The organism is Polaribacter dokdonensis (assembly GCF_024362345.1).
Taxonomy (GTDB): Bacteria; Bacteroidota; Bacteroidia; order Flavobacteriales; family Flavobacteriaceae; genus Polaribacter; species Polaribacter dokdonensis.
On record NZ_CP101505.1, the window covers coordinates 681,213 to 704,327 of the forward strand.

At 28.8% G+C, this 23,115-nt stretch carries 25 protein-coding genes; 13 read left to right on the forward strand and 12 right to left on the reverse strand.

The genetic code is table 11. From position 1 onward, the window contains the following. The first annotated feature begins 41 nt into the window (after window positions 1-41). A complete protein-coding gene (locus tag LPB302_RS03220; protein WP_053974898.1) occupies window positions 42-320 on the forward strand; it encodes a hypothetical protein in 279 nt (92 codons plus the stop codon). On the opposite strand, the gene LPB302_RS03225 is transcribed toward LPB302_RS03220, so the two are convergent. From LPB302_RS03225 to LPB302_RS03255, 7 genes are all read right to left on the reverse strand, one after another. Beyond that, window positions 317-628 carry a DUF6787 family protein gene (locus LPB302_RS03225; RefSeq protein ID WP_053974899.1) on the reverse strand — a complete coding sequence of 104 codons (312 nt, stop codon included), beginning with the start codon at window positions 626-628 and terminating at the stop codon, window positions 317-319. The two genes, LPB302_RS03220 and LPB302_RS03225, sit on opposite strands and share 4 nt — an antisense overlap. Next, window positions 628-1,467: a prolipoprotein diacylglyceryl transferase gene (gene lgt / locus LPB302_RS03230; RefSeq protein WP_053974900.1), complete on the reverse strand. Its 840-nt coding sequence runs from the start codon at window positions 1,465-1,467 to the stop codon at window positions 628-630. The genes LPB302_RS03225 and lgt overlap by 1 nt, the downstream gene beginning before the upstream one ends. A gap of 32 nt (window positions 1,468-1,499) precedes the next feature. Then, the gene (gene yidD / locus LPB302_RS03235) at window positions 1,500-1,739 is read right to left on the reverse strand and encodes a membrane protein insertion efficiency factor YidD (RefSeq protein WP_053974901.1); all 240 of its coding nucleotides are present in this window, start codon (window positions 1,737-1,739) and stop codon (window positions 1,500-1,502) included. Between the two features lie 40 nt (window positions 1,740-1,779). Continuing rightward, window positions 1,780-3,258, reverse strand: a complete 1,479-nt coding sequence (cysS, locus tag LPB302_RS03240; RefSeq protein ID WP_053974902.1) for a cysteine--tRNA ligase — start codon at window positions 3,256-3,258, stop codon at window positions 1,780-1,782. A 91-nt stretch (window positions 3,259-3,349) separates the two neighbouring features. Further along, complete coding sequence (locus LPB302_RS03245) at window positions 3,350-4,699, reverse strand: hypothetical protein (protein WP_053974903.1); 1,350 nt, start codon at window positions 4,697-4,699, stop codon at window positions 3,350-3,352. Next, a complete protein-coding gene (locus LPB302_RS03250; RefSeq protein WP_053974904.1) occupies window positions 4,680-5,255 on the reverse strand; it encodes a hypothetical protein in 576 nt (191 codons plus the stop codon). Before LPB302_RS03250 ends, LPB302_RS03245 begins: the two co-directional genes overlap by 20 nt. Continuing rightward, window positions 5,239-5,796: an RNA polymerase sigma factor gene (locus tag LPB302_RS03255; protein ID WP_053974905.1), complete on the reverse strand. Its 558-nt coding sequence runs from the start codon at window positions 5,794-5,796 to the stop codon at window positions 5,239-5,241. Before LPB302_RS03255 ends, LPB302_RS03250 begins: the two co-directional genes overlap by 17 nt. A 91-nt stretch (window positions 5,797-5,887) precedes the next feature. Here LPB302_RS03255 and meaB point away from each other — a divergent pair, with 91 nt between their 5' ends. From meaB to LPB302_RS03270, 3 genes are all read left to right on the forward strand, one after another. Then, complete coding sequence (meaB, locus tag LPB302_RS03260) at window positions 5,888-6,955, forward strand: methylmalonyl Co-A mutase-associated GTPase MeaB (RefSeq protein WP_053974906.1); 1,068 nt, start codon at window positions 5,888-5,890, stop codon at window positions 6,953-6,955. A gap of 113 nt (window positions 6,956-7,068) precedes the next feature. Continuing rightward, entirely contained in the window at window positions 7,069-8,910 is a 1,842-nt protein-coding gene (locus LPB302_RS03265; protein WP_053974907.1) for a PLP-dependent aminotransferase family protein, read from the forward strand. Between the two features lie 10 nt (window positions 8,911-8,920). Continuing rightward, window positions 8,921-9,646, forward strand: coding sequence for a class I SAM-dependent methyltransferase (locus LPB302_RS03270; RefSeq protein WP_053974908.1), 726 nt, complete (start codon window positions 8,921-8,923; stop codon window positions 9,644-9,646). A gap of 14 nt (window positions 9,647-9,660) precedes the next feature. Here LPB302_RS03270 and msrA read toward each other — a convergent pair whose 3' ends face one another. Then, window positions 9,661-10,329 carry a peptide-methionine (S)-S-oxide reductase MsrA gene (gene msrA, locus LPB302_RS03275; RefSeq protein ID WP_053974909.1) on the reverse strand — a complete coding sequence of 223 codons (669 nt, stop codon included), beginning with the start codon at window positions 10,327-10,329 and terminating at the stop codon, window positions 9,661-9,663. Window positions 10,330-10,555: 226 nt separating this feature from the next. Between msrA and dnaX the strand changes: the two genes are divergently transcribed. Beyond that, window positions 10,556-12,241 (forward strand): DNA polymerase III subunit gamma/tau, encoded by a 1,686-nt coding sequence (gene dnaX, locus LPB302_RS03280; RefSeq protein ID WP_053974910.1) that lies wholly within the window; start codon window positions 10,556-10,558, stop codon window positions 12,239-12,241. On the opposite strand, the gene LPB302_RS03285 is transcribed toward dnaX, so the two are convergent. Continuing rightward, window positions 12,236-14,086: a cation:proton antiporter gene (locus tag LPB302_RS03285; RefSeq protein ID WP_053974911.1), complete on the reverse strand. Its 1,851-nt coding sequence runs from the start codon at window positions 14,084-14,086 to the stop codon at window positions 12,236-12,238. The genes dnaX and LPB302_RS03285 overlap by 6 nt on opposite strands. A 92-nt stretch (window positions 14,087-14,178) precedes the next feature. Further along, the gene (locus LPB302_RS03290; protein WP_053975363.1) at window positions 14,179-15,492 is read right to left on the reverse strand and encodes a DEAD/DEAH box helicase; all 1,314 of its coding nucleotides are present in this window, start codon (window positions 15,490-15,492) and stop codon (window positions 14,179-14,181) included. Window positions 15,493-15,605: 113 nt separating this feature from the next. On the opposite strand from LPB302_RS03290, the gene LPB302_RS03295 reads away from it, so the two are divergent. Further along, complete coding sequence (locus tag LPB302_RS03295) at window positions 15,606-16,187, forward strand: MiaE family protein (protein ID WP_053974912.1); 582 nt, start codon at window positions 15,606-15,608, stop codon at window positions 16,185-16,187. Window positions 16,188-16,202: 15 nt separating this feature from the next. Next, window positions 16,203-16,637, forward strand: coding sequence for a DUF4268 domain-containing protein (locus tag LPB302_RS03300; protein WP_053974913.1), 435 nt, complete (start codon window positions 16,203-16,205; stop codon window positions 16,635-16,637). 28 nt (window positions 16,638-16,665) lie between these two features. On the opposite strand, the gene LPB302_RS03305 is transcribed toward LPB302_RS03300, so the two are convergent. Then, entirely contained in the window at window positions 16,666-17,004 is a 339-nt protein-coding gene (locus LPB302_RS03305; RefSeq protein ID WP_053975364.1) for a DUF4870 domain-containing protein, read from the reverse strand. Between the two features lie 212 nt (window positions 17,005-17,216). Here LPB302_RS03305 and LPB302_RS03310 point away from each other — a divergent pair, with 212 nt between their 5' ends. The 6 genes from LPB302_RS03310 to LPB302_RS03335 all read left to right on the forward strand — a co-directional run bounded on the left by LPB302_RS03310 (window position 17,217) and on the right by LPB302_RS03335 (window position 21,809). Beyond that, the gene (locus tag LPB302_RS03310; RefSeq protein ID WP_053974914.1) at window positions 17,217-17,717 is read left to right on the forward strand and encodes a Dps family protein; all 501 of its coding nucleotides are present in this window, start codon (window positions 17,217-17,219) and stop codon (window positions 17,715-17,717) included. 25 nt (window positions 17,718-17,742) lie between these two features. Continuing rightward, on the forward strand, window positions 17,743-18,627 hold the full coding sequence (locus tag LPB302_RS03315) for a mechanosensitive ion channel family protein (protein WP_053974915.1): 885 nt from the start codon (window positions 17,743-17,745) through the stop codon (window positions 18,625-18,627). A gap of 40 nt (window positions 18,628-18,667) precedes the next feature. Next, window positions 18,668-19,210: a hypothetical protein gene (locus tag LPB302_RS03320; protein ID WP_053974916.1), complete on the forward strand. Its 543-nt coding sequence runs from the start codon at window positions 18,668-18,670 to the stop codon at window positions 19,208-19,210. A gap of 232 nt (window positions 19,211-19,442) precedes the next feature. Next, window positions 19,443-19,979 (forward strand): hypothetical protein, encoded by a 537-nt coding sequence (locus LPB302_RS03325; RefSeq protein ID WP_053974917.1) that lies wholly within the window; start codon window positions 19,443-19,445, stop codon window positions 19,977-19,979. 90 nt (window positions 19,980-20,069) lie between these two features. Beyond that, a complete protein-coding gene (gene mnmE / locus LPB302_RS03330; protein WP_053974918.1) occupies window positions 20,070-21,458 on the forward strand; it encodes a tRNA uridine-5-carboxymethylaminomethyl(34) synthesis GTPase MnmE in 1,389 nt (462 codons plus the stop codon). Further along, window positions 21,459-21,809, forward strand: coding sequence for a hypothetical protein (locus LPB302_RS03335; protein ID WP_053974919.1), 351 nt, complete (start codon window positions 21,459-21,461; stop codon window positions 21,807-21,809). 54 nt (window positions 21,810-21,863) lie between these two features. Here the strand turns inward: LPB302_RS03335 and LPB302_RS03340 are convergent, their stop codons facing one another. Then, window positions 21,864-23,084: a response regulator gene (locus LPB302_RS03340; RefSeq protein ID WP_053974920.1), complete on the reverse strand. Its 1,221-nt coding sequence runs from the start codon at window positions 23,082-23,084 to the stop codon at window positions 21,864-21,866. Window positions 23,085-23,115: the final 31 nt, after the last annotated feature.

The window sequence follows — 23,115 nt, forward strand, 5'->3', positions numbered from 1 at the left end:
AACAAAATTAATTTTGGCAAGAATTTTGAATATAACAAGGTATGAACAAAAAATATAAAAAATTAATTTTAAGTATCATATTTGATGCAATAGGTATGGCTACTATACTTCCTTTTGATTTAATCTGGGCACCAATATCTGGTTATTTAATGACTAGAATGTACAAAGGAAATTTAGGTAAAGCTGCTGGTGTTATTAGTTTCTTAGAGGAAATAATTCCGTTTTCTGATGTAATACCAACATTTACTATTATTTGGTTTTACAAATACGTAATTAAGAAAGAAGATAAAAACGAAGAAACTGTAATTATAGATATTTAATCTTCTTGCTTAAAAAGAAAACCTAAACCCAATCTAGATAAAAACTTTTTCTCAAAAGCCCAAAAGAACTTGAATTGCCCAAAAAGCCAACCTACAATTGGTAATGTAAGTTGATATATAGGAAATATCAATAAAATTCTAAGTGGCCAATAAATCCAAGCAGAAATAGTTTCAGAATCTAAACCTAAAAAATTGGTTACTGGTTTTGCCACCCAAGCAGCAAATGAACCATTTATTGCAAAAACAATTAAAATAGCTAGAATAGACCAATTACTTTCTATTCCCCATCTTTCTTTTAATTTTTCCATTACCCTTCTGTTGCTGTATTTTTAGTTTTTCTAATCATTAGCCAAATACCAATTAATACCAAAGGTATACTTAAAACCTGGCCTGTATTTAAAGAGTTGAATACCCAATCTTCTCTTCCATCTACTTGTGCTTCTTTCAAAAATTCTATAAAAAAACGTAATGACCATAAAACTGCCATAAACAAACCAAATAGAAATCCTGTTTGATTTTTCTTATCAGTTTTCCAATACAAATACCACATTGCAAAGAAAAGAATTAAGTAACTAAAAGCTTCATATAATTGAGTTGGATGCCTTGCAAAGTCTTCTCCATTGGCTTTAAAGATTACACCAAAATCAGAATTTGTGGCTTTTCCATAAATCTCTGAGTTAAAAAAGTTACCTGTTCTAATAAAGAAACCTGCTAGAGCAACCATTATTGCTAATCTATCTAAAATAAATAACCAAGGCTTTTCTAAATGTTTTTTAGCGTAAAAATACATAGCTAAAATTATAGAAATTGCAGCTCCATGACTTGCAAATCCTGTAAAACCTGTAAATTTCCAAGTTCCATTTACTTGCTTAAATGGAATAATAATTTCTAGTAAATGGTCTTGATAATAATCCCAACTATAAAAAAACACATCTCCTAAACGCATACCTATTAACATAGATACAAAGACATACATAAATAGCGTATCTAACTTTTCTGCAGGAATATTATCTTTTATATAAATTTTCTTCATTAGATGTAAACCCAACAAAAACGAAGCTACAAACATTAAGCTGTACCAACGAATAGTAAAGTCTCCAATAGGTATTCCTAAAGATGGATCCCAAGTAATTGCTAAAAAATTCATATATGTTTTAATATTTTATTTAAATGTAAAAATTATTTTTCATCTAATTGATCTGGAACAGGATCATAACCTGAACCTCCCCAAGGATGACAACTAAAAATACGTTTCAAAGATAACCAACCTCCAGAAAACAAACCATGTTTTTGCAAAGCTTCTATCGTATAATGAGAACAAGTAGGATTATACCTACAAGTTGCTGGTGTAAATGGTGAAATTGCTGTTTGATAAAAACGAACAAGCAATATAAATGGGTATGAAAGTATTTTTTTCAACTATTGATATAAAAATCGTGCTTTAAAACCACGATTGTATTTAATTGATAGAAAAGGTTGTGCCTTCTTTACCATCTTTTAACTGAATACCTAACTCAACCAATTCATCTCTAATTTGGTCAGATAAAGCCCAGTCTTTATTCTCTCTTGCTTCTTTTCTTAATTTAATCAACAATTCTACAACACCTTTAATTTTATCTGTATTGTCTTGAGAATCTTCGCTCATTAAACCTAAAACATCAAAAACAAATGCATTTATAGTATTTTTTAATAAGTCTAAATCAGTTTCAGTTAAACAACCTTTACCTTCTTTTATTTGATTAATTAATTTTACTGCTTCAAACAGATGCGAAATTAAAATAGGTGTATTAAAATCGTCATTCATTGCAGCATAACAATCATTCTTCCAACTTTCTACATCAAATGAAGATGAATCACCAGCATCAATTTTATCTAAATAAGCAACTGCTTCCATTAATTTAGAGTGTCCTTTTTCAGAAGCTTCTAAAGCATCTCCAGAAAAATCTAAAATACTTCTATAATTGGCTTGCATATTAAAGAAACGCACTACAGAAGCAGAAAATGCTTTTGGTAAAATAGTATTCTCACCTGTTAAGATTTGATTAGGCAAAATATAATTTCCTGTTGATTTGGCCATTCTTTGACCATTTAAAGAAAGCATATTTGTATGCATCCAATAGTTTACAGGTTTTACACCTGAACACGTTTTAGATTGTGCAATTTCACACTCATGATGAGGAAACTTTAAATCCATTCCTCCTCCATGAATATCAAAACTTTCGCCCAAATATTTTGTACTCATTACAGAACATTCTAAATGCCAACCAGGAAAACCATCGCTCCAAGGTGAAGGCCACCTCATAATATGTCTGTCATCAGCTTTTTTCCAAAGCGCAAAATCTTGTGGGTTCTTCTTATCTGACTGCCCATCTAAAGTTCTAGTATTGTGTATTAGATCTTCTACTTTTCTACCAGAAAGAATTCCGTAATTTTCTTTTTTATTGTATTCGTGTACATCAAAATACACAGAACCATTTACTTCGTAAGCAAAGCCTTTTTCTATGATTTCTTTAATCATTTCTATTTGCTCTACAATATGACCTGTTGCTGTAGGCTCTATACTTGGTGGTAAGAAATTGTAATTTTCTAAGACGTTATGAAAGTCTACAGTATATTTTTGTACAACCTCCATTGGTTCTATTTCTTCTAAACGTGCTTTTTTAGTGATTTTATCTTCACCTTCTTCAGCATCATTTTCTAAATGTCCTGCATCTGTAATATTACGTACATAACGAACTTTATAACCTAAATGTAGTAAATAACGATATACAACATCAAAAAACATAAATGTTCTTACGTTACCTAAATGTGCATTACTATAAACTGTTGGTCCACAGACATACATGCCTACATAACCTTCTGTAATTGGTTTAAAATCCTCTTTAGATTTAGATAGAGAATTGTATATTTTTAGCTGATTTTCTTTATAAAGTTCCATTAAAATAAGTGACTATTTATAGGGCATAAAGATAGGCACTTTGAGAAGAATAGCGAAATGGAATTTGTTAGAAGTTTTCTAAAAGAGGAGTTTATTTTATGGTAATTGTACTATAATCACCATTTACTTTAATGATGTTTGTAGTTGAAGCATTTAATGGGTTTTTGGCAGCTTTATTATCTAATTTTACTTTGTTTACTTGATATTTAAATTTACTTGGCACATCATTTAAATACAATATAGCTTCAGATTGACTTAAAGTAATACTAAAATTAGCAAAATTTGGTTTAAAATTTTCTACAGTAAAAAGACCGAATTTATCTATAACTATTACATCTTCGTTAATATTTGCCACATTAACACTAGAAGAATTATTAGACATTGTTGTATTAGTAACTGATGCTATTTTAGCATCAGTTACGTTGTTTAAAAATAAAGTACAAGCATTTAAGTCGTTAATGGTAACTTTAGAATAATCGATTTCTAATTTTCCATCAATTAAATTATCTGCAATAAAAGTTCCGTATTTTACATTTCCTACAGCTACTGTATTTGGTAACTTTACTTTACAATGACGAGTATTTAAATTAAAAGTAGCTTTTTTAGGAACTTTAATTTCTAATCGTTTTGTAATTTTTACAGTTTTACCATTAATGATTATCTCATTCTTATCTGAATTAAAGTTTAGTTTTAACTTTTTTAATTCAGCTTTAGCTTTTGCTAATTCGTTCTTAATTTGCTCTTTGTCAATTTTTTCATAGTCCTCTTTTGCTTTCTTCATTTCAATTTTTAGCTGCTCTTTAGATTCTGCTATTTCTTTACGAATCTTCTCTTTATCAATCTTTAGCTTTTCTTTCAGACTTTTATATTCTTTTGTCTTTTTAAAGGCTTCCCACTCTTCTTTAGAGGTAATCACAATATCATGATCATCATCTTTCCATCTGAAATCATATTTTCCATTTTTACCCATATTTTCATCAATATCAATAAGGATATTATCAAAATTAAAGTCGAAATCAAAATTCATTTCTGGTAACACAATCGTTTCAAAACTTGAGAAATCGATATCTGGCATTTCAAAATCGAAATCCATATTATCAAAAAATACAAAATTGTTTTTAAAGCCTTTTTTTAAATTATCTAAAGACTGAATATTTACCTTACGTTTGTTGCTTAATGCTTCAAATTCCCAGTTATCAAAATACTTTTGGGCCTCTTCTTTTGAAACTCCTTCAACTTCTATGTATGCATTAATTTGCACTTCATTTTTGTTCCAGGTTGTGACATTAATGTCTGTATTAGTAGCATCTATAATTACTTCTACATCTTTATTTGTTTTAAAATTTTCTTGATACTTCTTATCGAACTTTTGGGCTGATAATTTACTTATAAAGACAAGGCTTAATAAGGTTAAGTATAATTTATATGATTTGTAGTTCATTTTGTTTTGTGTTTAAATTTTTAAATTCATTTAACTGCTTCTTTAAACGTTGTAAAAGCTGTAGGCGTAATTGTAAATTACGAATTAATGCATCTATAGTTGCGTCATTAACCCCTTTTGTATTGAGCTCTTGGGTTAAATTCTTATACTCTTTTGTTAACTCTGCTATTTTTAATAAATAACTATCTACCAATTCTTTATTTTCATCTGATAAATCTAACTGACTAATTTCTAAGTTTATACTATTGGTGTAGTATGTTTCTATGGTATTAAATTCTGGTGATATATTACCTAGTGTAATTTGTTTTGTTGTTGTGTCATTATCATTCTTTGTAATTATTGGTTCAGATGTTTTATTAGGATAAAACTGTATACCAATACTTACCAATAGCATTACAGATGCTGCAACAGACAACCATTTAATATAATTCTTCTTAGGTTTATTTTGATGTAACTCTTGTTGAAGAAGTGCCTCAAATTTTATGGAATGATTCTTAGACAACTCCACATTTTCTTCCTTATAATTCTTAAACTTATCTCTAATATCTTGCTGCATAACTCGTACTTTTTAGTTCTTCTCTTAAAATTCTTTTACCTCTTAACAGATGTGTTCTAGACGTATTTTCACTAATATTTAAAACTTGAGAAATTTCTTGATGATCATAACCTTCGAGCAAATACAAAGAGAGTACTAATCTGTATTTCTCTTTTAACTCGTTTATCTTAGTTACAATTAAATCAATACAAACATCACTTTCAAAGTTCCAATTCTCACTTTCTATATTTCCTGTAAACTCCTCATTTATAGAAACTAATTCTAATTTTTTACGTTTTAAACAATCTATACATTGATTAATAACAATTCTCTTTAACCAAGCTCCAAAAGTTACTTCATTTTTATAGCTTTCAATATTTTTAAAAGCTTTAATAAAAGCGTCTTGCATAACATCTTCTGCCAGGCATTTATCTTTCATATACCTAACAGCTACCACAAACATGCCTTTTGAATACAAATTATACAATTGCATTTGCGCTTTTGCATCATTGCATTTGCATTGATCTATTATAGTTTGATGTAATTGTTTGGTTGGTTTCATTAAATCATTCTTATTCTAAAGACGATACATTTTTAAGGATGTTGCAAAACGTTCTAAAATTTATCTTTAAATTTACATATTAACTTTTACAATGAATAAAAAACAATCTGCATTACATGAAAAAGACGGAGTTTCTAAGCCAGAAACTACCAATATTTCTAGTGCAGAAAAAATAAAAATCAATAGAGCTAAAAGAAATTCTGTTGATGAGTATGTTACTCAAATTCTACAAGGAAATATAACTTTCTTAAGTAGAGCCATTACATTAGTAGAAAGCACAAATGTTAAGCATCAAAAAAAAGCAAACGAAATTCTAGAAAGGTGTTTACCCTATGCCAATAATTCTGTAAGAATAGGAATTACAGGTGTGCCAGGTGTTGGTAAAAGTACATTTATAGAAGCTTTTGGCAAGCATTTAACAAGTAAGGGAAATAAAGTTGCTGTTTTGGCTGTAGACCCCAGTAGTTCTGTAAATAAAGGCTCTATTTTGGGTGATAAAACTAGAATGGAACAATTGGTTACAGATGAAAATGCGTTTATTAGACCTTCACCTTCAGGAACTTCTTTGGGAGGTGTTGCACAAAAAACAAGAGAATCTATAATTTTATGCGAAGCAGCTGGTTTTAATACGATTATTATTGAAACTGTTGGTGTTGGCCAATCAGAAACTGTGGTTCATTCTATGGTAGATTTCTTCTTATTACTAAAATTAGCTGGTGCAGGAGATGAATTACAAGGAATAAAAAGAGGAATTATAGAAATGGCAGATGCCATTGTTATTAATAAGGCTGATGGTGATAATGTTAAAAATGCCAAAATTGCTAAAGTTGAATTTAATAGAGCTTTACATTTATATCCTTTAAAAAATAGTAAATGGCAACCTAAGGTTTTAACAGCAAGTGCTTTGCAAAATTTAAACATAGATAAGGTAGATGAAATGATTGCTGAGTATTTACAAATTACTAAAAGCAATAATTATTTTACCGAAAAAAGAAACGAGCAAAATACGTTTTGGCTACTTTCTACAATTAACCAACAACTAAAGGATAATTTCTACAACAATCCAATTATAAACAGTGAGTTAAGCAAAGAAATTATCAATCTTAAAAATGGAAAAACAACTCCATTTAATGCTGCAAAAAGATTACTAAATTTGTAATTCTTTTGGTTGGTTTTCGACTACAAAGTATATAGTTTTGTATGAAAATGTATACAAAACATTTATATCAATTTTAGAATAGATATCATATTCTAAAGAAGCTTTTTAAACCTATGACACATCAAAATATAAAAGAATTTATAGCTCAAGTTGTAAATAATATGCCTAAAGATTGGGTAAATTTAACTACACATAGGCTTGATATTTATAATGAATCGCTTGCTAAAAGTGAATTTTTAACACAATTTGAAGCACTTTACCTTAAAAATAATGCAACTGAAGAAGCATTAGCCAATTTACCTACAGCTTATGATTATATACGTTTAGGGCATCCTTTATCTTGTGTTTTAGAATGGATTTTAAGTAAGTTTAACAATTTACACCCAGATGAAGTAATTAGTTTTTCGTCTGTTACAATGCCTGTTCTAGCTGTATTAAGAAAAAATTTATTAGAAAATAAAAATACTAATATTTATTATACTAGCTCAAAATACAATTTAATTGATTTTGATACACTAAAAAAGGTTTATGGCTACAATTTTACAACTAATCTTGTACAAGATGAAAGTGAGATAAAAGCATCTGCTGATAGTAACATTTTTATATCTGATAAAGAAGAATTTAGAGAATTTAATTTGAATAAAAATGTAGATTTTTTTGTAAACACTTATACTAATTTGGGTAGTGTTTTATTGGTAAATGGAGATCAAAACAACGCCTATACTTCAGAAATTCAACATGTAAGGAGAAGAGAAAGTGTTGCAATGACGCCTCTAAATTCGCTTTTAGCACTAAACAAGTTTTTAGGTAAAACTCATCAAAATAAAATTACTACAAATAGTAATTCTAAAAACGATGTACAGGAAATTATTAAAGAAATTACTGGTACAAAAACTACGCCTTTAGTTGGTTCTAGTGGTTTGTCTATTCAATATGCAATTATGATGGGCTTAGTAGATGATGCCAAGCAAAACCATAAAAATAAAGCCATAAAATTTATTGTTCCTCCAAATTGTTATGGAGGTACAAATGACCAAGCAAGAAGAGTTGCAGCTTTAGACCCAAATATTGAGGTTGTTGATTTACCTGTAGATGGAGAAAATGATATGGTTTCTAGTATAGATCGTATTTTAGATGAAATTGCTAAAGAAGATGCTGTACCTTATATTATCGCAGAAATTCCTACGAATCCGAGGGTTGAAGTTCCAAATCTTGATGATTTAAAATCAGTTTTAACTAAAAAGCGCAAAACTAATTCTGGAGAAGTTGCTATTGATGCACTTTTTATATTAGACCAAACTTTCTGCCCTAATTATCAGTTTTTGGGAGAAGGAGAAATTTTATCTACTTGTAGAAGTATTTCTTATGCAAGTGGCTCTAAATTTCCAAGTGGAGGAAAATGTACAGCTGGTTATTGTGTTTCTAATGATAAAGCAAAAAGTGTAATGCAGAAAATTGAGCATCATTTAACTCTATGTGATAATGAAGCTACAAAGCAACAATATAATATTTTAGTTGAACAATTACCTAGTATGATTTCTAGAATATCTGATGCATATAAAAATACTAGGGAGTTTGTAACCTTTATAGAAACTGTGCTTCCAAATGCTAAAATTAATTTTGTCACTAAAGAATTAGCAGAGCAAGGTTTCACTCCTTCTGTTTTCTCTCTAGATTTACCAACAAAAGGAAATTCAGCAGCAGAAAAAGAAGCCTATAAAAGAGAATTGAATTTAAAATTGATTAATTTAATGATTACAGAAATTCCAAATGAAAGTAAATTCTGTGTTAGTTATGGTCAATTAAAAGGTTGTTATTGGACAATTCCTGCTACTTCTACCCAAGGTACTACCAAGGAAGGAGACAAAGACTATATTGTTCGTGCTTCTTTATCACCAAATTTAGATTTAGAATTACATAAAAAAGTATTTAGCGATTTTGTAAACTCATTATAATTTAAAATTCATGAAAAACTTCTATTCAATCACTTTACTTTGCTTTTTATCCATTGGTGGAAGTTTTTCAAGTTTTGGGCAAATTCAAGAGAATGTATCTAGAGATTACACTTACAAAAAAGGCGATTTTAATGGCATTGGAAAATGGTATTTAGGTAGAGAAATTGCTTATGTAATGGGTTTTGAAGGTATTAATTGGTTAGAACGTTCTTCTCGTGAAAAAGAAGAAAATACTTCTAAATTAATTAAAAACATGAACATAAAAGCTACTGATGTCATTGCAGATATTGGTGCAGGTTCAGGTTATCACGTCTTTAAAATGGCGTCTTTAAATTATAAAGGTGATGTATATGCTGTAGATATTCAGCCAGAAATGTTGAATGCCATTTTAAGAAATCCGAAGTTTGAAAAATACACCAATATAGAACTCGTTCAAGGAGATGAAAAATCAGTAAACTTACCCGAAAATACATTCGATAAAGTTTTAATGGTTGATGTTTATCATGAATTTAGTTATCCTAAAGAAATGATTTTATCCATTAAAAAAGCTTTAAAATCAGAAGGAAAAATATATCTGATAGAATACAGAATGGAAGATACTTCTGTACCCATAAAAACCATTCATAAAATGAGTGAAAAGCAAGCTATTAAAGAACTAGAAGCTGCTGGTTTTAAGCTCGATAAAAATATCGGAAATTTACCTTGGCAACATTGCATGGTTTTTAGCAAGCAATAATTGCCAAGATATATCTAGTGACTTTCTTTTTTTAACAATTCAGGAAACTTCTTTTTAAATTTATTTAATCTAGGTACAGAAACTGCTTTCACATATCCTTGATTAGGGTTTCTCTTCTCAAAATCTTGATGATATTCCTCAGCCTCATAAAACTTAGTATGCTTAGTAACCTCAGTCACAATTTGATTGTTATAAGTAGATTTATTTAATTCATCAATCTTTGCCTCAATTATTTGTTTTTCTTCATCTGTACTATAAAAAGCAATAGACCTATATTGAGTTCCATAATCTGGATGCTGACCATCTTTAGTAGTAGGATTATGAGAACCAAAAAATACACTTACTAAAGTCTCAAAAGAAACCACATCTGGGTTATAATAAACTGCAACAGTTTCTGCATGACCTGTTCTGCCTGTTCCAATAGATTGATAAGTAGGATTTTTTGTTTGACCTCCTGCATAACCAGAAACTGCCTCTTCTACTCCTCTTACACTCTCAAAAATAGCCTCTACACACCAAAAACATCCACTTGCAAAATAGGCAACTTTGGTTTCTTTAGATGGTGTATAATTTTTAGTAATCTTATTATTTTCATTGGTCTTAGCATCTTTTTTAGAAAAACCTAAACATGAAAAAAGTAATAAAGAAAATGTAATTGTAAAAAAAGCTTTGTAAAATTTCATAAAATTAAAATATGTTTAAAATTAAAATTTGCACCAAGAACAAACTAAAAAAATTCTTGGCACAAATTTCTGAACTTTTAACTCGATAACAAAACCGAATTACAAGAATAGTCGTAAGAATGTAAAGCTTCATACAGTTTGTTTACAACTTTAGCATTTTGTTAAGAAACCTTATTGTAAAAAACGGATTAGATAGTTACTTTTGTTATTCAATTCAAACTAATTCATGGAGCATTTTATAGTTTCTGCACGTAAATATAGACCTCAAAATTTCGAGGACGTTGTTGGGCAACAAGCCATAACAAATACGTTAGAGAATGCTATTAAAAACAATCATTTAGCACAAGCTTTGTTATTTACAGGTCCTAGAGGAGTTGGTAAAACATCTTGTGCAAGAATTTTAGCTAAGAAAATAAATCAGCAAGAAGTAGAAAGTTCAGAAGATGAAGATTTTGCTTTTAATATTTTTGAATTGGATGCTGCCTCTAACAATTCTGTAGATGATATTAGAAGTTTAACAGATCAAGTACGTATACCACCACAAACTGGTAAGTATAAAGTATATATTATTGATGAGGTACACATGCTTTCGCAAGCTGCTTTTAATGCTTTCTTAAAAACACTAGAAGAACCACCTGCTCATGCAATTTTTATTCTAGCAACCACTGAGAAACACAAGATTATTCCTACAATCTTATCTCGTTGTCAAATTTTTGATTTTAAAAGAATTGGTGTTTTAGATGCCAAGAACTATTTAAAAACAATTAGTGAGAAAGAAAATATTACAGCAGATGATGATGCTTTGCATATTATAGCTCAGAAGGCTGATGGAGCAATGAGAGATGCTTTATCAATTTTCGATAGAGTTGTAAGTTTTTCTGGTAAAGAATTAACTAGAGAAGCTGTAACAGAAAACTTGAACGTTTTAGATTATGAAACGTATTTTAATATGACAAGTTTACTGTTAGAGAATAAAATTCCTGACGTTTTAAATGCCTTTAATACTATTTTAAGCAAAGGTTTTGAAGGACACCATTTTATAAATGGTTTAGCTAGTCATTTTAGAGATTTATTGGTAGCAAAAGATAAGGCTACTGTGGCTTTATTAGAAGTTGGTGACACTACTAAAAAGAAATATTTGGAGCAAGCAACTAAGGCAAATATACCTTTTTTAATGCAGGCTATTAATAAAGCAAATGATTGTGACTTAAGTTATAGAGCTAGTAAAAATCAACGATTGTTGGTAGAACTAACCTTAATGCAAATTGCCTCTATCACTTTTGATGGAGAAAAAAAAAAGTCAGCTAACTACATAATTCCTGCTACATTTTTTCAAGCATTATCACCTAAAAAACAGGAAGTTAAAGCACCTGCTTTAAACAATAAGCTTAAAACTGAGAACACTGAACAAAAAGCAAAACCTGTAAAGGAAAAACCTGTTTTAAAATCAGTACAAAGAAGATCTTCTTCATTATCATTAAAAAGTATTCATCAGAAAAAAGAAGTTAAGAAAAGGGTTGTAGAAGAAAATTTTGATAATCATCCTAAAGATAATTTTACACAAGAAGAATTACAAAAACATTGGAACATATATCACCAAAAAATGATTTCTAAAGGTGAAAATAATATGGCTACAGCTTTAGGTGTAAGTAAACCAAAATTATTACCCAATTTTGTAATTCAATTAAACTTACCAAGTACGTTAATTGAAGATCATTTTAAAGAGGGTAAATACAAGTTCTTAGCATATTTAAGAACTGCCTTAAACAACTATGGCTTATCAACCAAAATAGTTATAGATAAAACTATAGAAGAGAAAAAAGCCTATGGAAATGTTGGTAAATACAAGATTTTAGTAAAGAAAAATCCGCTTTTAGATATGCTTAGACAAACCTTTGAATTAGATTTATAATTCAGCCTCAGCTTTTACTTTGTAACTATCTCCTATTTCTTTACCTAAATAAGAGAAAGTTAAACCTTTCTTTTCAATACCTTCTTTTTCAAACTCAGCAATTAGATAAATACCTTTATCCTTTTCAATAAATAATGGAATCGATTTTTCTTCTTTCGCTAAAAGTTCTAAGATATTATTGTACTCTTCATCAGAATTGATTTCTATTTCTTTAATAGTAGGGTTTTCTCTAAATGCCTCACTTAAGTTAATGTAATCATCTTTTGGTGTAAAGAAATTTTGGCGTTCTTCTGCTGTTGCATTAATCACTTCTAAAGATGATGCTAGTCTAAAAGCTCCATGCTCACCAAAGATGGTAGAAAAATTAGTTAATGCATATTTATTTACTGCATCATTACCTGTCATTGCAATTAAATAACCAACATCATTCAACTCAATATTATCTCTTAATTCATCATCATAAATATTTACAGCTAAAGCCTCTAAATCTTCATTTAAAGCTTGCTTAATAAAGTTCTTATTTGAATCTATGATTACAACACGTTTACCTTTACTTTTTAAGAAACTTGCAATTAGCCTAGAAGGGTTTGATGCTCCAACAATTAAAATTGCATTAGAGCTCTTTAAAAATACACCAACTAATTTTGCAAATAACCTTGCTGTAGTTGCATTTAATAATACAGTTCCTAAAACAATCATAAACACTAAAGGTGTTATGTACTCTGCACCTTCTACACCTTGTTTTAATAATTTACTTCCAAATAATGAAGCAATACCTGCAGCAACAATACCTCTAGGACCTACCCAACTTATAAAAAGTTTTTCATTCAATTTTAATTTTGAATTGGTAGTACTTAAGAATACAGCTAAAGGTCTTACAATGAATACAACCAAGGCAAAAAGCGCTGCTGTTTTCCAAGTATACAAGAGTAATAACTGATCCATATCTATGTTAGCAGCTAATAAAATAAAAAGGATAGAAATTAGTAATACACTTAAAGATTCTTTAAAATAAAGTAACTCTTTAATGTTATTTAACTTTCCATTTCCTAAAACCATACCCATTACAACTACTGCTAATAAACCAGATTCATGAGCAAACAGTTCAGATTCTACAAAAACTAATAAAACTGCAGAAAGTGACACTACATTTAATAAATAATGTGGAATTAATTTCTTGTTGATTGCATACGCTAATGCATGCGCAAAAGTAAAACCAAAGGTTGTACCAAATAATAGAATCTTTCCAAATTCTATTAAAGCTGTTTTTGTAAAACCTCCTTCTCCACCAACACTGATAAATTCAAAAACCAATACAGCAACTAAAGCTCCTATTGGGTCTATGAGAATTCCTTCCCATTTTAAAACAGTGCTAATATCTTTCTTTAGTGGTATATTTCTTAGAATTGGTGTGATTACAGTTGGTCCAGTAACAATGATTAAGCCTGAAAAAAGGAAAGAAATTTCCCAACCTAAATCAAAAATAAAATGAGCAATTATTGCTGCCCCAAAGAAAGTAACAGCAGAACCTAAGGTAATTAGTTTTGTAATTACAGGCCCAACGTTTTTAATTTCGTTTCTTTTTAAGGTTAAACCACCTTCAAAAAGAATTATACTAATAGCTAAAGAGACAAAATAATATAAATAATCACCAGGAAATAAGCCTTTTTCTCCATTCCAAATAGGTTCAATCCATTTTGTACCATCTTCACTTAAGTATTCAGCAGCAATAGGCCCAACTATTAAACCAATTAAGATTAATGGAAGAATTGCTGGAATTTTAAATTTCCATGCAACCCATTGAGCTAAAATTCCTAAAATGATGATTCCTGCTAATTCTAACATATAAGTTTAAATAGTATTAAGAAGTAAATTTAAGAATGTTTCATCATCCTAAAAATAAAATGGCTTATTTTTTTATTTGATTTAAAATCCTCTTAAACCGTAAATACTCTTACCTTTTTCTTTTTGAGATAAACATTATTTAATTTTTCTACTAATCTTGCTGATTCAGAAACGGGTATTGCAACAAAAGCGCAATCTTGTTTTAACTCAATAACACCTAATTGATCTTTGGTTAAATTCCCTTTTTTAAAGAATAAACCAGCAATATCTCCTTTAGAAATTTTGTCTTTTCTGCCTCCAGAAATAAATAAAGTTTCCCAATAAATAGGTTTTATTTTTTCTTGATTTGCAATATTGGCATTAGTTGCACCTTTAATAAAATCTGGTAATTGTTCTTTTGCCCATTTTAAGACATATGCTGTTCCTTTAGCATTTACTCTTGCTGTTCTTCCATTTCTATGCGTAAACTCTTCTATTCTTTGAGGTAATTCATAATGAATAATATATTTAATTTCAGGAATATCTATACCTCTTGCAGCCAAATCTGTGGCTACTAAAATTTGACTTGTTCCATTTCTGAATTTAATTAAAGAACGCTCACGATCTCTTTGCTCCATTCCTCCAGAAAAACAACTATGAGCTAATTTGTTTTTTGTAAGATAGTCACTTACCTCCTCAATAGTACTTTTTAGATTACAAAAGATAATACCTGGATTGTTTCCTATATGTTTTAGTAAATCAACTAAAGTTTGGTTTTTATTTTTAGTATTAGAACTAACTATTTTAATATCTAATTTTTTAGATTTTTTGCCTGTTAAATAGTTTAAGGTTTTTGCATTTCTTAAACCAACAAAATCAGGAATTTCAGTTTCTTGAGTAGCAGAAGTAAGAATTCTATTTTCTAAGTTTGGTAACTGATTTATAATACCTCTCATTTCGTACTCAAAACCAACTTCTAAAGATTTATCAAATTCATCAAAAATTAAAGTTTTTATACTTTCTTTAGAGAATCTATCATTTGCAAAATGATCAGAAATTCTACCTGGAGTTCCTATTAAAATACTGGGTATGTGTTTTAATTCTATTTTATCTTTTGCCATAGATCTTCCTCCATAAACTGCATTTACTTTAAAACCTGTACCCATTTCTCTAATAACTTGCTCAATTTGTATTGCCAATTCTCTAGAAGGCACTAAGATTAAAGCTTGAATATTATCATTATCAGCATCAATCATTTTTAAGGTAGGCAACAAAAAAGCTAAGGTTTTACCAGTTCCTGTTGGGCTTAGTATAACAGTATTCTTATTGTTTTCGATAACCTCAATGGCTTCATTTTGCATTTCATTTAATTCATAGATATTTAGCTTTGCTAAAATTTCTTCTTGATTTTTAATGTTATTTGCCATAATTGTAATTGTAGATTGAAATGAAGATGTCTTATAAATTCTTGCCAAAGATAGTGTCTCTTTTGCCAATAAAGGCTTTATATTTTTTACTTTTGTAATCTTAAATAAAGATTATGTTAGGCTTACAATTTGAAACAGAAACTTCTTGGGCAGAAATTGCCAAAGTTAACTTGCAACAGATATTAACAGATCATGCTTTTTTAGAGCAAAAAGCAGCCTCTAATGCAGTATCTATCATTATTAATTATTCTGAAGAAACTGAGCTTGTTAAGGAGATGAGCAACATTGCTATAGAAGAAATGCAGCATTTTAAAATGGTACATTTATTAATGGTAAAAAGAGGAATGGTTTTAGGAAGAGAACAAAAGAATGATTATGCTGTTCGTTTGCAAAAGTTTTTTCCGAAAACTAAAAATAGAACAGATGCATTAGTGCAACGCTTATTGGTTGCTGCTTTAATAGAGGCTAGAAGTTGTGAGCGTTTTAAAGTATTTTCTGAAAATATGGAAGATGAAGAATTAAAAAAGTTTTACAAAAACCTAATGATTTCTGAAGCCAATCATTATACAACCTTCTTACAATTTGCAAGAGAATATCAAGATAGAGAAATAGTAGATAAAAAATGGGCAGCACTTTTGGCTTTTGAAGCAGAAATGATGAAAGAAAGAGGCCATTTAGCAAAAATTCACGGATAAATTTAAATTAATTTAATGTTCTCTAAAGAAGAAGCAGCCCAACTTCGAAAATTATTCTGGACCAGTTTTGGGAAATCGTTTCCCAGAAAATGGTTGCTTTACAATACTAAAGTTAAAGGATTTGCCTTTAAGTTTGTGGCTGACAGAAAAAAAGCAATGGTTTGTTTAGATATCGAACATCCAGAAGAAATTGCCAACGAATTACTTTTTGATCAAATGCTTTCTTTAAAAACATTACTTGAAAATGAAATTCCAGAAGTAATTTATGATAATTCTTACGAGTTAGAAAGTGGCAAACAAATCCATAGAATTTATGTTCCTTTTGAGCAAAAATTTAGCATTTACAATAAAAATACTTGGAGAGATTGTTATGAGTTCTTTGTAGATGAAATGTCTAAGTTTGAACTTTTCTTCTATGAATATGAAGATTTTATAAAACAAGCCATATAAAAAAAACGCCTTTTCAGGCGTTTTTTTTTTAATTTATAAATTTTATTGAAAAAGGGTAAACAGGTGGTTCATTATTACTTGCTTTGATGGCATTTGTAATAGGGAATATTAAATATGCAAAACCAAGCACAATTAATCCTAAAATACCTAATCCTAATAATAAAATAAGAGGTATACATATAAGCACATAAATAAACATAGAAATTCTAAAATTTAAAATTGCTTTTCCATGTTCATCCATATCGTAAACCTCATCTTTTTTAGTTAACCATAAAATTAAAGGAACTACAAAACCACCAATTCCAGATACAAAATCTAATAATTGGCTTAAATGTGTTAGTACTAATAGTTGTTTATTTTCTTTCATCATCTTTTGTTTGGTTTATAATTATTTGACGCTAATTATTATAAAATGTTACACTTGCTTTTCAAAATTTCTTCTGATAGCATTTGAATTACAATACTTTAAAAGCATCTTTCAAAGTATTAAAAATTTAAATGAGCAAAACTAAAATTTATATGAGCAAAACTAAATTAATGCTCTCTATTACTTTTGTAGTGTTAGTAAAATAAACAATTATGGATTATTTAAACTTAGACAATCATAAAGTATTACCAGTGGTTACAGAACTTAATGTTCTTTTAGCAGACTACCATGTATACTATCAAAAACTTAGAAATTTTCATTGGAATATTCTTGGAAAAAACTTTTTTGATTTGCACAATAAGTTTGAAGAAATGTATAATGTAACAAGAGTAAAGATTGATGAAATTGCTGAACGAATTATTACGTTAAGATATCATCCTATTAGTAAATTATCAGATTATATAGAGGTTTCTAAGATTAAGGAATCTAGCCCATTATTGTCTGATGAAGAAATGGTAAAAGACATCATTAACGATCATAGTATTTTATTAGAACAATTAGCTAAAATTATTGATAGAGCAAATAAAGCGAATGACGAAGGTACTATTGACTTGATTGGTGCATATATAAGAGAGTTAGAAAAATCTACTTGGATGTTAAATGCGTGGTCTAAAGACACTAAAGACGAATTAAATACCAGTTTCGTAAAATAAAAATTAACCAGAATAAAATTAAAAGATGAATAAAATTATAGAAAAACTAGAATTGTGGAAAGATATGTTTATTAAAAACATACCAAATATTGCTATTGCAATTATAGTTTTAATTGTTTCTTATTTTGCTTCAAGAGCCATAAGTTCTTTTGTAAATAAAGCTATAGGTAGTAGAATAAGTCAAAAATCAGTAAGAAATTTAGTATCAAGAATAGCATCAGCCTTAATCTTTTTATTGGGTCTGTATTTTGCAATGACCATATTAAAGTTCGATGATACTTTAAAAACAATTGTATCTGCTGCTGGTGTATCTGGTATTGTTATTGGTTTGGCCTTGCAAGGAACCTTATCTAACACAATATCTGGTGTAGTTTTATCATTTAGAAAAAATTTAGGTATAGGAAATTGGATAGAAACCAATGGTTATTCAGGTGAGGTTATAGACATTAACCTTAATTACTTTGTTATTAAAGAAGCTGATAATAATATGGTTATTTTACCTAACAAAACCATATTAGAAAGCCCTTTTAAAAATTATTCGCTGACTACAAAAATGAGAATATCTATTGAATGTGGTGTAGAATATGGTGCAGATTTAGAAAAGGTTGAAAGTTTAACCAAAGATGTTATTACAAGTAACTTTAATCAGAAAGAAATAGACAAACATGTAGAGTTCTACTATACAGAATTTGCAGATAGTTCAATTAACTTTTTGTGTAGATTTTGGGTAGACTCTCAAAACGCATTAGAAAAATTGAAAGCAAAAAGTAAAGCAATTATAGAAATTAAAAAAGCATTTGATAAGGAAGGTATTAATATTCCATTCCCTATAAGAACATTAGAATTTTCTAACAAATTAGATATTCAAAATCAAATTGCAAAATCAAACAATTCCCAGAACCAGGAGTAAGAAATGGTTTAGTATTAGTATTAACAATTAAAAAAAAATTATGAAAAATTTAAAATTAACAGTATTAGGATTAGTATTAGCAACATCAGGTTTATTTGCCCAAGAAGCAGATTTAGATATGTCAGACAAATGGGTTACTAAAGATGTAGTAACAATGGAGGTTGATTCTGATGAGTATGATGTAAATGAAATTACAATGTTAGAAATTACAAAGGTATTTACACCAGTAATGTTAGATCCAGAAGATAGATATAAGTTAAATCAAGATATCATTTTCATGCCAACGCAAATTACAAAAACTATTAAATTAGATTATGATGCAGATGCATTATATGATAGAGAAGTAGAATTTACCTATAACAAATCAGACGATTTTGATTTAGATTTTACCTTAACTAAAGATGGTATTATCATTTTAACAGATAAAGACGATTTATTTGTAAAAAAAATGTGGGATAAGAATTCAGAGATAATGTTTTCTAATATTAAAAATAAGAGAATTAAAAATGAAGGAGATTATGTAATTGAATTAACTGATGGACAAAAAGTTGATTTAAAAATATCGAACTACGAAAGAATGTAAGAATTTACCCCACAAGATAAAATTGAAAGGGTCTAATGCAAGAGCATTAGGCCTTTTCTAATTCCATAACACTTTATAATACAAATATTTACCCATCTTAATTTTAAAAGAGTTAATCTATTTTTTTTATGAGTTAATACAAACCTTAAAACAGAAATATATTTGTAGTGTACAAAGATGTACCCTTCTAATTTGAAGGCGCCAAAAAAATAACCTTTAAAAAAATAACATTATGAAAACTTTAAAATTAACAGTATTAGGATTGGGATTATTAATATCAGGAACTGCAATTGCTCAAAAAGGAGACCCTAACATGTCTGACAATTGGGTAACATCTGATTTTGAAAAAACTGAATTAAACAATGGTAAAGGAGATAGATATTTTGTAAAACAATTTGTTGTTACAGAAGTATATACACCAGTAATGCTAAATCCTGCAGATAAATATAAATTAAATCAAGAAATTATTTATATGCCTGCTCAAGTAACCAAAAAAATAAGATTAGACAATGATACAGATGCTGCCTATGATAGCTTTGTAGAATTTAATTATGCAAAACCAGTAAAAGGTGATGTAAACTTTACTTTAACTAATGAAGGTATTGTAATTAATGCTGAAGATAGTTCTGTAAGTGTAAATAAAATTACAGATAAAACTGCAGTAATGCATAAAGAAGTAAACAACATAATGAAAGAAGGAAACTACACCTTAACTTTATCTAATGGAGAAGTAATTGATGTAAAAGTTTCTAACTATAGTAAAATGTAAATTGAAAAAGAAAACCCTATTCAAAAGCTCAATACTGCAAAGTATTGAGCTTTTTTATTATGTCATAAATTCTTTATGTATTTTTGCAATATGATTAAAAACGATACTATAATTGCATTAGCTACACCTTCTGGAGTTGGTGCTATTTCTGTGATTAGACTTTCTGGAGAAAACGCAATTACTATAGTAGAAACCTTTTTTAAATCTATTAAGAAGGATAAGAAACTAAGTAACCAAAAAACACATACCATACATTTAGGTCATATTATAAATAAAGGTATTATTCTAGATGAAGTATTAGTTTCCGTTTTTAAAAACCCAAATTCTTATACAGGTGAAAATGTAGTAGAAATTTCTTGCCATGGATCTACTTATATTCAGCAAGAAATTATTCAACTATTTCTAAAAAATGGTTGTAGAATGGCTGATAATGGAGAATTTACGATGCGTGCTTTCTTAAATGGAAAAATGGATTTATCTCAAGCAGAAGCTGTTGCAGATGTTATTGCCTCCAATTCAGAAGCCAGTCATGTAATGGCTATTCAGCAAATGAGAGGTGGAATTTCTAACGAGCTAAAAGAACTTAGAGGTCAATTATTAGATTTTGCTGCATTAATTGAATTAGAACTCGATTTTTCTGGAGAGGATGTTGAATTTGCAGACAGAACAAAGTTTAAAGAATTGGTTGCAAAAATCACCTTTGTTTTAAAACGATTAATAGATTCCTTTTCATTTGGTAATGCTATGAAAAACGGAATTCCTGTGGCTATAATTGGAGAACCAAATGTTGGTAAATCTACTTTATTGAATGCATTACTTAATGAAGAAAAAGCAATAGTATCTGATATTGCTGGTACAACAAGAGATGCTATAGAAGATGAATTAATTATAGAAGGAGTTGCTTTTAGATTTATAGACACTGCAGGTATTAGAGAAACTGAAGATATTGTAGAAAATATTGGTATTAAAAAAGCTTATGAAAAGGCAGAAAATGCACAACTGATTATATTTTTAATTGATGCTAAAACCGAAAATAAAGAAAATAGATTAGCAGAAATTGAAACCATCAAAACACGTTTTCCAAATAAAAAGTTGTTGGTTATTGCCAATAAAATTGATTTAATACCTCAGCAAGAAATTGAAAACTTACAATCAGATATAGAGAATTTAATTCCTCTTTCTGCTAAAAACAAAGTGGGTATAGATGAACTTAAAAATGAATTAACTTCTTTGGTAAACATTGGTGCTTTAAGTAATAATGAAACTATAGTTACCAATTCTCGTCATTTTGAAGCATTAAACAATGCCTTAATTGCAATTTCTAGTGTACAGCAAGGTATTGATTTAGAAATTTCTACAGATCTATTTTCTATAGATATTAGAGAGTGTTTACGTCATTTAGGAGCAATTACAGGAGACTATGATGTAGATAAAGACATACTTGGCCATATATTTTCTAATTTCTGTATTGGTAAATAAATGGGTATTGAAGATTTAGTTGGCACTTACTCTATTTTAGGTACAAATCAAAATGATTCTGGAATTACGTATTCAGGAACGTTAAAGCTATCTTTAAAAAACAATCAAATAATAGCAAAGTGGCTTATAAATAAAAGTCAAGAACAATTTGGTATTGGTTTCTACAAAAACAAAGTACTTGTTATTAACTTTAATTATATAGGTGATGAAAATACAACCTATTATGGAACAGTTGTTTACAAATGCTTAAATAAAGATATTTTAGAAGGCTTCTGGTCTGAAGAATTTGGCGACCCAAACTTTTTAGGAAGTGAAAATTGTTTTAGAATTAAAAACAGCTTCGTGAATTAGTCTATAAAGACATCACAAAGCTGAAACTTAAAAAAAAAAAAAAAATCTACTTATCTATGAAACTATTTTGGTTGGATATTTGGTATCCTTTATCACTACATGCTTATCATTTACATTAATCTGTGAAGAAGAACCTTTTGATCTATATGTCCAAGCAATTTGGCCTAATTGACCTACAATTTTTACTGAGTCTTTCATAGATAGTTTAGAACCATCTGCATGAATCCATCTTTTTAATGGCTGCTCACATAAAATTTCTTTTGCTCTCTTTAAACCATAGTGTAACGTAATTCTTTTGAAGATTTCTACATCAAAAATCCATTGAGTTACAAACTTTTCATTAAAAGAAATACCTATTACATCTTTATGGAAAATTTTAGCACCACATTGAGTGTCTTTAAAATCCATTTTAAGAATTTTTCTAATGATAAAGTTTATGGTTAAACTAATAATTTTTCTTGCTGATTCTTTAGTAATATCAGCACCCATTCTGCTAATTCTAGAACCACTTACTATTTTATAATCTGAGTTTTCAATTGTTGATACTAAATCATCGAAATCTGTTAAATCTGTAGATAAATCTGCATCTAAAAACCCTATATAATCTAAATCGGCTTTTTTAGCCATGCGTAACATTCCTAATCTTACAGCCTCTGCTTTTCCACCATTCTTCTCACAATCATACACTGTAATAAAATCTTCTCTACCTTTTTGTAAGTTATGTAATACTTCTAAGGTTTTATCTTTACTACCATCGTTTACAAAACATAAATGGTAACCAGAATTCTTTTCTATAAAGTTTAAGAATTCTTTACTTAATAATCTATCTTCTTCATTATAACAAGGTATTACTACACCAACACATCTTTGTTGTATTAATACATCTTTATACTGTTTTCTAACACTTTTTTGTGCAGGCACACCAATTAATCTTTTGGTTCTAGAGCAAACCTCACTTAAACTTAAAGGTTTTTTCATATAATCATTTGCACCTAAATCAAATGCTTTTTCTATCATCTCATCAGAAGTGTTACCACTTAAAACCATTATTGGTGTTTCTGACTTTTTTTCTTCTCTAATGTATTTTACTACATCTATACCAGAAGTAATAGGCATATTAATGTCTACAATTACTAAATCTGGTTTAAAACTGTTGTAAGCAGATATTCCTGCTAATGCTGAAGTTTCTGTTTGTACTTCATAACCTAATGCTTTTAATCTAGTCTCTAATGGAATTAGAACTAATTTCTGATCATCGATTGCTAATACTTTCATGATGTTTTTTTTTTTAAGATTATTTTTTTTT

Coding starts and splice junctions, on each gene's coding strand:
- LPB302_RS03220 (WP_053974898.1), top strand. CDS start 42: ATGAACAAAAAATATAAAAAATTAATTTTAAGTATCATATTTGATGCA.
- LPB302_RS03225 (WP_053974899.1), bottom strand. CDS start 628: ATGGAAAAATTAAAAGAAAGATGGGGAATAGAAAGTAATTGGTCTATT.
- lgt (WP_053974900.1), bottom strand. CDS start 1,467: ATGAATTTTTTAGCAATTACTTGGGATCCATCTTTAGGAATACCTATT.
- cysS (WP_053974902.1), bottom strand. CDS start 3,258: ATGGAACTTTATAAAGAAAATCAGCTAAAAATATACAATTCTCTATCT.
- LPB302_RS03245 (WP_053974903.1), bottom strand. CDS start 4,699: ATGAACTACAAATCATATAAATTATACTTAACCTTATTAAGCCTTGTC.
- LPB302_RS03250 (WP_053974904.1), bottom strand. CDS start 5,255: ATGCAGCAAGATATTAGAGATAAGTTTAAGAATTATAAGGAAGAAAAT.
- LPB302_RS03255 (WP_053974905.1), bottom strand. CDS start 5,796: ATGAAACCAACCAAACAATTACATCAAACTATAATAGATCAATGCAAA.
- meaB (WP_053974906.1), top strand. CDS start 5,888: ATGAATAAAAAACAATCTGCATTACATGAAAAAGACGGAGTTTCTAAG.
- LPB302_RS03265 (WP_053974907.1), top strand. CDS start 7,069: ATGACACATCAAAATATAAAAGAATTTATAGCTCAAGTTGTAAATAAT.
- LPB302_RS03270 (WP_053974908.1), top strand. CDS start 8,921: ATGAAAAACTTCTATTCAATCACTTTACTTTGCTTTTTATCCATTGGT.
- msrA (WP_053974909.1), bottom strand. CDS start 10,329: ATGAAATTTTACAAAGCTTTTTTTACAATTACATTTTCTTTATTACTT.
- dnaX (WP_053974910.1), top strand. CDS start 10,556: ATGGAGCATTTTATAGTTTCTGCACGTAAATATAGACCTCAAAATTTC.
- LPB302_RS03285 (WP_053974911.1), bottom strand. CDS start 14,086: ATGTTAGAATTAGCAGGAATCATCATTTTAGGAATTTTAGCTCAATGG.
- LPB302_RS03290 (WP_053975363.1), bottom strand. CDS start 15,492: ATGGCAAATAACATTAAAAATCAAGAAGAAATTTTAGCAAAGCTAAAT.
- LPB302_RS03295 (WP_053974912.1), top strand. CDS start 15,606: ATGTTAGGCTTACAATTTGAAACAGAAACTTCTTGGGCAGAAATTGCC.
- LPB302_RS03300 (WP_053974913.1), top strand. CDS start 16,203: ATGTTCTCTAAAGAAGAAGCAGCCCAACTTCGAAAATTATTCTGGACC.
- LPB302_RS03305 (WP_053975364.1), bottom strand. CDS start 17,004: ATGAAAGAAAATAAACAACTATTAGTACTAACACATTTAAGCCAATTA.
- LPB302_RS03310 (WP_053974914.1), top strand. CDS start 17,217: ATGGATTATTTAAACTTAGACAATCATAAAGTATTACCAGTGGTTACA.
- LPB302_RS03315 (WP_053974915.1), top strand. CDS start 17,743: ATGAATAAAATTATAGAAAAACTAGAATTGTGGAAAGATATGTTTATT.
- LPB302_RS03320 (WP_053974916.1), top strand. CDS start 18,668: ATGAAAAATTTAAAATTAACAGTATTAGGATTAGTATTAGCAACATCA.
- LPB302_RS03325 (WP_053974917.1), top strand. CDS start 19,443: ATGAAAACTTTAAAATTAACAGTATTAGGATTGGGATTATTAATATCA.
- mnmE (WP_053974918.1), top strand. CDS start 20,070: ATGATTAAAAACGATACTATAATTGCATTAGCTACACCTTCTGGAGTT.
- LPB302_RS03335 (WP_053974919.1), top strand. CDS start 21,459: ATGGGTATTGAAGATTTAGTTGGCACTTACTCTATTTTAGGTACAAAT.
- LPB302_RS03340 (WP_053974920.1), bottom strand. CDS start 23,084: ATGAAAGTATTAGCAATCGATGATCAGAAATTAGTTCTAATTCCATTA.